The following is an 11,578-nucleotide window of genomic DNA, read 5'->3' on the forward strand; positions in this document are numbered from 1 at the left end:
CTGCAGGGTCAAGGTCATGGGGAAAATAAAAATAAATGAAAAAGCGTCCCTCATTTAAGAGTCTTGACAATTTTAAAAGATAGCAGTATACTGGTTATAGCTAGTCATACTCACATAAGATGGCTAAGATTAGAATATTGATTTTTTATGGATTCATAGGACAAAGGAGAGAAATCAGATGGCATATGTTAATTTAGAAAGAATATTAAAAGAGGCCCGTCAGGGCGGTTATGCCGTCGGGGCATTTAATATCGTTGGGGACCTTACTGCCCGGGCAGCCATCCAGGCGGCAGAAGCATTGGGTCAGAATATCATTCTTCAAACCTCGGTAAAGACGGTGAAATCCTTTGGGATTACTGAAATGATGGCTTTTTTACGCCCCTTGGCTGAGCATGCTGCCGTAGATGTGGCCATTCACTTGGACCATTCCACGGATGTGGCCTTTACCAAATCCTGCATTGATGCTGGCTGGTCCTCGGTGATGTACGATGGTTCCAAGCTGCCCCTGGGTCAGAATATTGCAAATACCCGGGATATTGTGGAATATGCCCACGCCAAGGGGGTAACGGTTGAGGGCGAGCTGGGTGCCATTGTCGGAGTAGAGGACGATATTTTTGTCGAGGAAGGGGCAGGTGCCCATGCCAAGCCTAACGATTGCCGCACGTTTTTAGATGCCACAGGGGTAGATGCCTTCGCTCCGGCTGTAGGGACCGCCCATGGGGTGTATCATGGAGAAATCGATATTGATTACGATTTGTTCCAGGAAATCAATAGCTTTTCACCCTGCCCCCTGGTCCTCCATGGGGGAACCGGGCTAACCGATGATATGTTCTATCGCCTCATTGATCTGGGGGCGGCCAAGGTCAATATTTCCACGGCCATTAAAATTGCCTATTGTCAGGGAATGAAGGATTATATGGCGGAAAACCCCACCCAGAACGATCCCCTGAAGCTGGATGCCTATGTGGCCGACCGGGTGCGGCAGGTGGTCACAGAACACATTCGCTTCTTTAGCCTCATGGATCGCAATACCGCACCCTTTGAGGTGGATCTCCATTGCCATTCCACCCGCTCTGACGGTGGCGATACCCCCAAGGAACTTATCTGCAATGCAGTGGAGCGTGGGGTGAAGGTATTGGCCATCACGGATCACGATGTACTGCCCCCTGAAAAAATCGAGGTCAGTGGGGTGATGGTCGATCCTGTAGCCTACGCCGCAAAAAAAGGCCTCACCTTTATTCCGGGAATAGAATTTTCCTGTGAAACCCAGGTGGAGGATGTCCATATCGTCGTTCTGGGATGTGATTTCAGTGATCCCCGACTGTTGGATATGAATCGCAAGATTGTGAAAAGTAAAATTGATTCCTATCAACGTCTGACGGAACGCCTCACCGAAAAGGGCTTCCCGGTGGATTGGGAAGAGGTGCTGAATTACGACGACATCCCAAGAAAGCCCGAGGATGTCCAGAAAAAACTCATCTTCAACCTCATGGCAGAAAAGGGCTATACCAAGACCTGGAGCGAAGCCAAGCTTTTATGTCGGAACAATCCGGAATTCTCGGTCAAACGGGAAAAACCCGATGCCGCAGAAATCATCCGATTGGCCCATGACACTGGGGGCATCGCCATTTTGGCCCATCCCTACCTCATTGACGAGTGGGTGGTGACCAAGGATGCAGAAATGGAACGGGCCGTGTTCATCGAATCCCTCATTGATGCGGGGTTGGATGGTATCGAAGGGGCTTATACCTACGATAAAACCACCTATAGTGGACCCATGGCCAAGGATGAAATCATCGCCAGGGTTATATCGGATTACACCGGTCGGGTTGCCATTATTTCTGGTGGTTCAGACTACCATGCGGACTATAAAAAAACCGATAAAAACCTGCGGGATATTGGGGAGTGCGGCATCACCCTAGAATATTTTAATGCGAACCCCCTGCTGTCTGCTTTAAGGAGAAGCTGATGATTGCCAATTGTGAACCGCGTTCGTATAGCCATCTTATCTTCGATTTGGATGGGACCTTGGTGGATACCTGTCCGGATATTGTGGCCACGGTACAACACCTTATCACGGAGTATGGTTTTGAAAAAAGAACGGATGCCTTTATCCGCAGCTGTATTGGTGGTGGCGCCCGGAATGTGCTGCTGAAATGCCTGGGAGAGCATGAGGCTGACCGCATTGATGGAGAAATTCTGCCAAAATTTGTGGCATACTACACCGTCAATTGTGCGGTGCATTCTAAGCTGTATCCCGGCGTCCGGGAGGTGCTGGATCAGTACAAAGCGGCGGGAAAAAAGTTGTCCGTGGCGACCTTTAAAATACGAAGTGCCACCCTGGGTATTTTTGAGGTCTTTGGGCTTATGGATTATTTTGACATCATCGTCACTGCCGATGATGTGGTGAATCCTAAGCCAGCCCCGGACTGTGTCAATGCCATCGTCGATTTTTATGGATGCCCCCGGGGGGAGGCTATCCTGATTGGGGATACCCGGACCGATTACCTCACTGGGACCAATGCGGGGATTGCCGTGTGTGGGGTGACCTATGGCTATAACACGCCAGAGCAGGTCCGGGCCCTGGACCCGTCTTATGTGATTGATACGATGGCGGAATTACCGTCGGTCGTGTTGTAAATATTTAATCAAAGAGGAGCGTTTATTATGGTAGATTTATCAAAATTGGACAAATGGCAATTGGGGAAATGCTTTGACCATTCGGTACTGCCCAAGAATACCACGGAGGAGGATATCCGAAAGGGTTGTCGGGAGGCAGTGGCCTATAATTGTGCAGCCTTTTACTCAGCATCACCCTATTGGACACCGGTCGTGGTGGAGGAGCTTGCCGGGAGTGATGTCCATGTGGCCTGTGGACTGGACTTTCCCTTTGGTGTGTCCTCAGCCCGGATGAAGGGGTTGGAAACCGAAGAGGCCGTTAAGGCAGGATGTACCGCCTTGGATATTGTGATGAACATCGGGGCTCTGAAGGATAAAAATTATAAAGAGGTGAAGGCTGGACTCGATGCCTTTGTCACGGCAGCCCAGGGCAATATTACTAAATGCATCATGGATGTCAATTTCCTAACGGATGAGGAAATCGCCACGGCCTGTAAGCTCATTGCAGAAGCCGGAATCGATTATGCCAAAACCTCCACCGGACAATTTGAAGGACCCAGTATGGATCAATTTTTGATTATGAAGGAAACCTTAAAGGATACGGATATTAAGCTGAAGGTGGCTGGGGTTAAATTTCCCCGACCCCAGAATGCTTATGCCTTTTTGATGGCAGGTGCAGACCTCATCGGAACCCGTGCTGCCATTGCGATTATTGATGCCCTGGACCAGATGCGTGAGATTGGAATCGTGCCGGCATATCAAGGCTGAGTTCGAATTTTATTGGGGCCTGGCTTTCCAAATGGATGGGTTTGTGTTAGGATATTAACAAAATAACAAACGTCAGGAAAAGTTTGGAAACTGATGGAGGAGCTGTTATGGAAAAGATAAGAAGAGAAAATCCCAAACCATTATATGTCCAATTAGAGGAGCTGATCCGCAATAAAATAGAAGAGGGCGAATGGAAGGCCCAGACCGCTATTCCTTCTGAAAGCGAGTTAAACCGCATGTTTGGCGTCAGCCGGATGACGATTCGATCGGCCTGCTCTCAGCTGGTACAGGAGGGGCTGCTTTACCGGGTACCCGGAAAGGGAACCTTTGTGGCGGATGCCAAGATTGAGACGGAATCTTTAGCATACATGGGCTTTCGGGAGCAGCTTGAGCGTATGGGCTATGAAATTTCAACCCAGGTATTGGGAATCCAAACGGTGGAAGCCCGGGGAAAAATCAGCCGTCGGCTGGCTTGTCCAGAGGGAGCACCCATTGTCGAAATCCGTCGTTTACGCTTTGTTAAAGGTGAACCCATTAGCCTGCATTACTCCTATATTCCCGAAGGTCTGTGCTCAGGTATCCGGGAGGACTTACTCGAAAAGGAACAGCTCTGTGTGCTTTTAGAGCATCAGCGGGGTCTGAAACCGACCCGGGTGGTGGAAACCCTTGAATCCGCAACTGCAACGGAGAAGGAAAGCCCCATCTTCGGTGTTAACCCAGGGTACTCCCTATTGATTTTAGAGGATGTTCTTTACGACCAGTTGGATCATCCCTACGAATATTCAAAAGTCGTCTTCCGCGGGGATAAAATCAAGCTGCGGTATGAGTATAAAAATAATTGAAAACCGACTTAAAAAAATAAAACATTGACGATCGACTGCCTCGATTTTCGATGTTTTATTTTTTTTACCAAAAAACCTTATTTAAGATGAAAACAATTTACTTGACATACTAGTCATATCTAGTTATAATACAGACATAATACCAGTTATGACCAGTATATGCCTGCCACTGGGGCAGGTCAGTGAAGATCAAAACAGGAGGGTAATATGATTGATTTCACAAAGATGACGAAATGGGACATGGGAAAGTGTTTTGACTATGCGATCCTGCCAAAGGATACCACAGAAGAAACTATTCGGAAGGAATGTAAGGTGGCTATTCAGTATAACTGTAAGGCCTTCTGCTTTTCATCATCCTATTGGACGAAGGTAGTGGCAGAGGAGCTAAAGGGAACGGATTTACTGGTGGGGGCCGGTATCGGATTTCCCTTTGGACAGCAAAGCAGCGCCGTGAAGGCCTTTGAAACCGAAGAAGCGGTTCGGATGGGGGCAACGGTTCTGGACAATTGCATGAATGTGGGGGCACTGAAGGATAAGAAGTACGATGAAATTCTTCAGGAGTTCAAGGATTATAAAAAAGCCGCTGGGCCGGCCATGACCAAAATGATCATTGAAGCCGAAATGCTGACGGATGAGGAAATTGCCACGGCCTGCAAGCTCATTGCGGAAGCGGAAATTGACTGGGCGAAATCTTCTTCAGGGCAGTACAATGGAATGTCCTTAGAGCAGGTACGGGTTATGGTCGAAACCCTGAAGGATTCTGACACCAAGGTGAAGGTATCCGGGGTTAAATTCCCCCGGCCTCAGAATGCTTACGCGTTCTTGTTAGCCGGAGCAGAGCTCATTGGTTCCCGGTCGGCACCGGAAATTATCGAGGCACTGGACACCATGCGTGCCATTAAGATGATTCCGGAATATGAAGGCTAAGAACAATAAAAATATTAGGGGGTAAGAGAAAATGGTAGATTTGTCAAAAATGACGAAACGGGATATGGGAAAGCTCTTCGATTATTCGGTGCTGCCCAAAAGCACCACAGAAGAACAAATCCGGCAGGGCTGCCGGGATGCCATTAAGTATAATGCCAAGGCATTCTGCTTTTCATCATCCTATTGGACACCGGTGGTAGTTGAAGAGCTTCAGGGAACGGATTTGCTGGTGGGGGCCGGCATTGGATTTCCCTTTGGCCAGCAAACCAGCGCGGTAAAAGCCTTTGAAACCGAAGAAGCCGTTCGTCTGGGGGCAACGGTTTTGGATAATTGCATGAACGTGGGGGCGCTCAAGGACAAGAAGTACGATGAAGTCCTGCAGGAATTCAAAGACTATAAAAAAGCCGCTGGCCCGGTGATGACGAAAATGATCATCGAAACCTGTATGCTGACCAAGGAAGAAATCGTCACAGCCTGCAAGCTGGTGGCAGAAGCCGGAATTGACTGGGCAAAAACATCTACCGGCCAATACGCTGGACCATCCGTGTCCGATGTCATGCTCATGGTGGATACATTAAAGGGAACGGATACGAAGGTCAAAGTGGCCGGTGTGAAAGCACCTCGGCCCCAAAATGCCTTTGCCTTCTTCGCTGCGGGGGCCGAACTTATTGGCACCCAGGGGGCAGCGGAAATATTAGATGCGGTGGACGATATGCGCCGATGCGGATTGTGTCCGGAGTATGTAGGGGAATAATTTAACAAGGAGAGAGTAATGGGTAAATATTTAGTTGGTATGGATGCCGGGACCACTGGCTGTAAGGTGTGTGTGTTTGACTTAGAAGGCAATTTGATGGGAAGTAACTATCGGGAATATCCCTGTTATTACCCCAAGGAAGGCTGGGTGGAACAGATTCCCGAGGACATGACCCCGGCATTGTACGCCACCTGCAAGGCGGCCATTGAAAAATCTGGTGTAGACCCTAAAGACATCCTGGCCATTGGCTTATCCTCCCAGGGATCGGTGATCGGACTATTGGATGAAGACGGCAAGCTCATCCGTCCCTTCGTCGGCTGGCAGGATCTTCGTGGTGGGGCTAAGGAAATTGGCTGGATCGAAGAACAAATGCCCCGGGAAGAACATTATCAAATCACTGGGGATCCCCTGGGAATGTGCTTTAGCATCGCGAAGCTGGTATGGCTAAAGCAGAACGAACCCGAAAACTGGGAAAAGACCGCTTTATTCTCCACTCATCAGGACTACTTCCTGAAAGAATTGGGTGCTGATGGATACTATACCGATTTCTCCTCCGCTAGCCGCGAAGGGATGATGGATATCAATAAAAAGGAATGGTCCAGGAAGCATCACGACATGTTGGGCATTCCCCTGAGCAAACGGGCTGAAATCGTGGCAGAACCTGGTAAGGTGGTCGGACACATTCCGGCGGATATTGCTGAGCTTACCGGATTGGCTGAAGGAACACCCATCTGCATCGGCGCCCACGACCAGAACTGTAATACCTTCGGGTCCGGTGCTGTGGATGATGGGACCGCCGTTATGGTCATGGGGACCTTCGGCTCCTGCTTCATCGCTTCAGACGAATCCATCCGCGACCCTAAGGCGCGCCTGGTGGTCAAGGGCAACCATGGTGTGGGCAACTTCACCATTGAAGCTTTCTCCAATACTTCGGCATCCAGCTACCGCTGGTATCGGGATACCTTTGCGGATCTGGAAAAAATTGCCGGTGAGGTTTCCGGTGTGGATCCCTACGATATCATCAATGAACAGATTGCCGGCGTTCCCATTGGAGCCAATGGTATCACCTTCCTGCCCTATCTCCAGGGCGTGTCCGGGGCTAAGCTCAATGACCAGGCCCGGGCCACCTTCATTGGGATGAGCCTGGGGACCACTAAGGCGGATATGGCCCGTGCCGTCATGGAAGGGATCTGCTACGAAATGTATGACATTATCAACGCTGAGCTGGAAGCGGGTATCCACATCAACGGCATCCGCTTAACCGGTGGGGCTGCGAAGTCGCCCCTTTGGAGCCAGATGCTGGCCGATATCTGCAAGCAGCCCATCCATCTCCTGGCCGCCAGCGAAAGCGGGTGCTTAGGGGCCGCCCTTTACGCCGGCATCGGTGTGGGAGAATATGCGGATGCCCACGAAGCCGCTGACCGTGCGGTTCAGATTACAGATACCTATTATCCCAACCCGGATAATTTCGAAGCCTATGATAAGGCCTACAAACGTTTCAACGATGTGTATGATGCCCTGAACGGAAAAATTTTCTAGGAAGGCAGAGAGAAGGGATGGTTTTCACCAAAGGTAGACCATCATATTGCCAGTAGACCTGTCAATTAAAGGAAGGAACCTGGAGGGATGAACCTCTGGGTTCCGGATCTTCTGTAGAATTGAAAGAAAAAAGAGGGATACCAAAATGGTTGATTTATCAAAAATGGATGAAAAAAGCCTGGGGAAGGTCTTTGATTATGCCATCCTCCCCAAGGATACCACCAGGCAGAAGGTGCTTGACGGTGCCGAAGAAGCTAAAAAATGGAATTGTGCCGCCATGTATGTCTCCAGTCCCTATTGGATGCCCGTACTGGTGGACGCCTTAGCCGATTCCGATGTGCTGCCCGCCTGCGGCATTAATTTTGCCTGGGGGAGCAGCACGCCGGCGGTAAAGGAAATGGAAGCGGTGGAAGCTGTACGCTTCGGTGCCAAATCCATTGACATGTGCCTGAATCTTGGAGCCCTGAAGGATGGGGATCTGGATGTGGTTCGGGATGAACTGAAGCGTTTCAAGGGCGCTGCAGGGGATGCCGTCCTTACTAAAGGGATTCTGGACATGGCTTTTTTAACGGATGATGAAATCAAAAGAGCCTGTGATTTATTAATCGAGTGCCAAATCGATTATATGAAGACCGCTACGGGCCAATTTGAAGGGCCGAGCATGGAACAATTTTTGGTAGCGAAGAAGGCTTGTGAAGGCTCTGATGTAAAGCTTAAAGTTTCCGGGGTTAAATTCCCCCGGCCACAAAATGCCTATGCCTTTATTATGGCAGGTGCTGATTTGATCGGCACAAGGGCAGCCCCCGAAATCATTTCGGCGCTGTCTACCATGCGTGAGATCGGTATGATACCGAAATACGCCGAATAATACATGTGTTAAAACCCCTTTGCATGCGGAGTGGCGAATCCGTTACTCCCATGCATTTTTTTTAACCACAGTAGTACTAACTGGTTATGATGACATGGAGTACAAGAATATTGACAGAAGATTGGAGAGAGAAGATGAATATTAATTGGACATTAAAGGATTTAAATTTACCGGTTGTCAGCGGCGAAGAAGCCCTGGTTGCACGGGTCCAGGATTTGCCGCTGACAGCAGCAGAATTTAATCACCTGACGGGTCGGGCTGATCGTATTGGCGTGACCCCGGAATTTAAAAAGGTCATTGAAACCTATCCGGTTCCGGAGTGGGAAACTCCGGCAGGCTTCAAGGCGGCCTTAGGATTTGTGGGGCGCGTCCTGCGAGTGGACCTGGTCCGGGACATCAGTTATGATAAAAATAGCGTAAAGCGCCCCACTAACGTGCTTTTTTCGGCGGACAGTGCCAATCCCTACGAGGTGGCTCCCATTGCAGACTATATTGCCAATCTAACCTGTAATCCGGGAATTATTTATGACCTCTTTATCAATAATCCCAAGGCCAATGTGGGCGGGCAGTTTAAAACCCGGGATGAAGTCATGGCGGAAATCGGACGCATTCTGGGACCTGGTGCAGATATCAGTGTGGAACTCAACGATCCCTTTGGTAAAAGTGATGCTGAAATTTTAGAAGAAGCCGCTAAATTCAAAGAAATGCTGGGAGAACACCGGGTGGTCATTAAGGTACCCCATACTGGCCCCGTCAATGCTGGTAACGTGGGCAGCCTCCTCACCGGGGATAAACGTCTGGCCACCCGCCATAATGCCCCCTCTACGGCAGATGCCTTCCGGGGACACCACCTGGCCCTCATGCTCCACGAGCACGGCTACCGGGTGAATTTTACCCTGATGTTCGAGCCCTGGCAGACCGCCCTGGCCCTCCAGGCCCGTCCTTATTTCATCAACAGTTTCATCCGGCACCGTCTGGTGCAGTCCACTGCCATGGAAGAATTCCTGGGCCTGTACCGGGATACCAAGGATGTGAAGTATTTAGAACAACTCCGCAGCTTCATGGTGGACAAGGATTATTTCTGTGCGTCGGATCTGGATGTAGATCTCAACCTCGTTCGCAAGGAAGCCGAAACCATGCTCAAGCATCGGGCATTCAACACCGCAGAAGGCCAGGATGGCTTAGACGGCGTCCGTCAGAATCTACGCCTGCTTCGCCAGAGTAACCTGCCGGATACCCGCCTCATTATCTGCAGTATGGAAGGGCCGGATAATTACCCGGATATCGATCGGCTGTTATCTTCGGACGAATACGGGGATATGGCCGGGCGGGTGGTCATCACGGCAGAGCCGGGTTATCTGGCCCGCTTCACCAGTGCCAACCAGGTAGTCTCCTATCAACGCCGCTTTATGAATGCCGCCAATGGCATGTCCTAGGGGGCAGCCAACAATGGATGAACGGGTATTAACTTTAAAGCGGCTGGCCGAGGAATGCCGGCTGAATGTCCTGCGGATGCTCCGGGCCAGCGGCCACGGCCACGTGGGTGGGGCATTGTCGGCCATCGATATGGTGACCGCCCTGTACTTCGATACCATGGCTGTGGATCCGAAGAAACCCAATTGGCCGGATCGGGACCGTTTCCTGCTCTCCGCCGGCCATAAATGCCTGGCCCAGTACGCCGTGCTGGCGGAAAAGGGCTACTTCGATAAGGCGGTGCTGGATACCTACGGCAGCCTCCATGCGAAGATTCCGGGACATCCGGATATGCACAAGCTGCCTGGAATAGAGGCCAATACCGGTGCCCTGGGCCATGGTCTGTCCATTGCCTGCGGTATGGCGGCTGCTGCCAGACTCCAAGGGCGCAGCTATCGGACCTACGTTATCATGGGAGATGGTGAGCTGCCTGAGGGCTCTAACTGGGAAGCGGCGGCAGCGGCTCCGAAGTTTGGACTGGATAACCTGGTTTTATTGCTGGACTACAATGGCCTGCAAATCAGTGGCCCGGTGAACACCATTATGGATATGGAGCCCATTGCGGATAAATTCTCAGCCTTTGGATGGCATGTGCTGACCATGGATGGCAACGACATGGAACAAATCGTGGATACCTTGGATTTGGTGGCTGAAGGAACAGGAAAACCTACGGTCATTATCGCAAAGACCATCAAAGCCAAGGGCTTAACTGAAGGTGAAGGGGATGTGGCTTACCACTTCTGGGCACCGACTCCTGATGACCTGGATCAGGCGGAGGCCGATACCAAAGGCTTAATTGCAGCCATTGAAAGAGAACTGGAGGCCGTATCATGAAAATCGGAGAAACCTACGATCCCCGGAAGGAATTCGGGAAAGCCGTGACGGAAATCGCCATGGACAATGCTTCCGTGGTGCTCTTTTCTGCCGACAGCGGCAAAAGCTCAGGCTTCGGCACGTTTATGGAGGCCTGTCCCCAGCGTTACTTTGAGTGTGGCATCATGGAGCAGTATGCCATTGGCATGGCATCGGGGATGGCCACGGCAGGAAATATTCCAGTATTCTGTGCCATTGCCCCCTTTGTCACCTGCCGCCCCTACGAGATGTTTCGTAATGACCTGGGTTATATGCGCCAGAATGTTAAGGTGGTGGGACGCAACAGCGGCATTACTTATTCGGATTTGGGGGCAACCCATCAGAGTCTGGAGGATTTTGCCATTATCCGGATGATTCCCGGTGTGGTGGTGCTGGCCCCCCAGGACCCGGCGGAAATCCGGGCGGCGGTTAAAGCCATGATTGATTATGAGGGTCCGGTGTACATGCGCATCGGCAATCCCAAGATTCCCGTGCTCTTTGAAGAAAAGCCCTTTACCATCGGAAAGGGGCAGCAGCTCAAGGAGGGGACAGACATCACCCTGATCTCTACGGGCAGCATGACCGGTCCTGCCTTGGAAGCGGTTAAGGCGTTGGAGGCCCAGGGCATTTCGGTGGATCATCTGGGGATGCCGACTGTTTGTCCCTTGGATACTGAACTGGTCCGGGCATCAGCGGCTAAAACCCATAAGGTATACACGGTGGAAGAGCATTATGTGGACGGCGGACTGGGGACCTTGGTCACCGAATGTCTGAGCGATATGGCGGATACCACCGTCCAGCGCCTGGGTATTCCAAAAGGCTACGCCACTTCCGGTGAGTACCAGGAGATTCTGTCCTACTACGGGCTGGATGCTGAGGGGATCACCCGACGAATTGTAGGGGATTGAGGGCTTTGTCTACGCTCTGGGCGGCACT

General features: G+C 50.9%; 11 protein-coding genes. All 11 read left to right on the forward strand.

The genetic code is table 11. The features are described 5' to 3' along the window. The first annotated feature begins 178 nt into the window (after positions 1-178). The 11 genes from BLU30_RS10545 to BLU30_RS10595 all read left to right on the forward strand — a co-directional run bounded on the left by BLU30_RS10545 (position 179) and on the right by BLU30_RS10595 (position 11,550). A complete protein-coding gene (locus tag BLU30_RS10545; RefSeq protein ID WP_090246216.1) occupies positions 179-1,969 on the forward strand; it encodes a ketose-bisphosphate aldolase in 1,791 nt (596 codons plus the stop codon). Beyond that, positions 1,969-2,640 carry an HAD family hydrolase gene (locus BLU30_RS10550; protein ID WP_090246217.1) on the forward strand — a complete coding sequence of 224 codons (672 nt, stop codon included), beginning with the start codon at positions 1,969-1,971 and terminating at the stop codon, positions 2,638-2,640. Before BLU30_RS10545 ends, BLU30_RS10550 begins: the two co-directional genes overlap by 1 nt. Before the next feature lie 27 nt (positions 2,641-2,667). Then, positions 2,668-3,387 carry a deoxyribose-phosphate aldolase gene (gene deoC, locus BLU30_RS10555; protein ID WP_090246219.1) on the forward strand — a complete coding sequence of 240 codons (720 nt, stop codon included), beginning with the start codon at positions 2,668-2,670 and terminating at the stop codon, positions 3,385-3,387. Positions 3,388-3,494: 107 nt separating this feature from the next. Further along, a complete protein-coding gene (locus tag BLU30_RS10560; protein WP_090246221.1) occupies positions 3,495-4,229 on the forward strand; it encodes a GntR family transcriptional regulator in 735 nt (244 codons plus the stop codon). 207 nt (positions 4,230-4,436) lie between these two features. Next, positions 4,437-5,156, forward strand: a complete 720-nt coding sequence (gene deoC / locus BLU30_RS10565; protein WP_090246222.1) for a deoxyribose-phosphate aldolase — start codon at positions 4,437-4,439, stop codon at positions 5,154-5,156. Between the two features lie 31 nt (positions 5,157-5,187). Continuing rightward, positions 5,188-5,910 (forward strand): deoxyribose-phosphate aldolase, encoded by a 723-nt coding sequence (gene deoC, locus BLU30_RS10570; RefSeq protein WP_090246224.1) that lies wholly within the window; start codon positions 5,188-5,190, stop codon positions 5,908-5,910. A gap of 18 nt (positions 5,911-5,928) precedes the next feature. Continuing rightward, positions 5,929-7,449 (forward strand): xylulokinase, encoded by a 1,521-nt coding sequence (locus tag BLU30_RS10575; protein ID WP_090246226.1) that lies wholly within the window; start codon positions 5,929-5,931, stop codon positions 7,447-7,449. A gap of 145 nt (positions 7,450-7,594) precedes the next feature. After that, entirely contained in the window at positions 7,595-8,317 is a 723-nt protein-coding gene (gene deoC / locus BLU30_RS10580) for a deoxyribose-phosphate aldolase (protein WP_090246228.1), read from the forward strand. Positions 8,318-8,451: 134 nt separating this feature from the next. Continuing rightward, positions 8,452-9,753: a transaldolase family protein gene (locus BLU30_RS10585; protein ID WP_090246229.1), complete on the forward strand. Its 1,302-nt coding sequence runs from the start codon at positions 8,452-8,454 to the stop codon at positions 9,751-9,753. Between the two features lie 13 nt (positions 9,754-9,766). Further along, positions 9,767-10,624: a transketolase gene (locus tag BLU30_RS10590; protein WP_090246231.1), complete on the forward strand. Its 858-nt coding sequence runs from the start codon at positions 9,767-9,769 to the stop codon at positions 10,622-10,624. Continuing rightward, the gene (locus tag BLU30_RS10595) at positions 10,621-11,550 is read left to right on the forward strand and encodes a transketolase family protein (RefSeq protein WP_090246233.1); all 930 of its coding nucleotides are present in this window, start codon (positions 10,621-10,623) and stop codon (positions 11,548-11,550) included. The genes BLU30_RS10590 and BLU30_RS10595 overlap by 4 nt, the downstream gene beginning before the upstream one ends. Positions 11,551-11,578 lie beyond the last annotated feature (28 nt).

This window comes from Eubacterium barkeri (genome assembly GCF_900107125.1).
In the GTDB taxonomy this organism is placed as follows: Bacteria; Bacillota; Clostridia; order Eubacteriales; family Eubacteriaceae; genus Eubacterium_O; species Eubacterium_O barkeri.

What these genes read in the sequence shown, in the direction of transcription:
- BLU30_RS10550 (WP_090246217.1), top strand. Translation starts at nt 1,969, where the DNA reads ATGATTGCCAATTGTGAACCGCGTTCGTATAGCCATCTTATCTTCGAT.
- BLU30_RS10585 (WP_090246229.1), top strand. Translation starts at nt 8,452, where the DNA reads ATGAATATTAATTGGACATTAAAGGATTTAAATTTACCGGTTGTCAGC.
- BLU30_RS10595 (WP_090246233.1), top strand. Translation starts at nt 10,621, where the DNA reads ATGAAAATCGGAGAAACCTACGATCCCCGGAAGGAATTCGGGAAAGCC.
- BLU30_RS10575 (WP_090246226.1), top strand. Translation starts at nt 5,929, where the DNA reads ATGGGTAAATATTTAGTTGGTATGGATGCCGGGACCACTGGCTGTAAG.
- deoC (WP_090246224.1), top strand. Translation starts at nt 5,188, where the DNA reads ATGGTAGATTTGTCAAAAATGACGAAACGGGATATGGGAAAGCTCTTC.
- deoC (WP_090246219.1), top strand. Translation starts at nt 2,668, where the DNA reads ATGGTAGATTTATCAAAATTGGACAAATGGCAATTGGGGAAATGCTTT.
- deoC (WP_090246228.1), top strand. Translation starts at nt 7,595, where the DNA reads ATGGTTGATTTATCAAAAATGGATGAAAAAAGCCTGGGGAAGGTCTTT.
- deoC (WP_090246222.1), top strand. Translation starts at nt 4,437, where the DNA reads ATGATTGATTTCACAAAGATGACGAAATGGGACATGGGAAAGTGTTTT.
- BLU30_RS10560 (WP_090246221.1), top strand. Translation starts at nt 3,495, where the DNA reads ATGGAAAAGATAAGAAGAGAAAATCCCAAACCATTATATGTCCAATTA.
- BLU30_RS10590 (WP_090246231.1), top strand. Translation starts at nt 9,767, where the DNA reads ATGGATGAACGGGTATTAACTTTAAAGCGGCTGGCCGAGGAATGCCGG.
- BLU30_RS10545 (WP_090246216.1), top strand. Translation starts at nt 179, where the DNA reads ATGGCATATGTTAATTTAGAAAGAATATTAAAAGAGGCCCGTCAGGGC.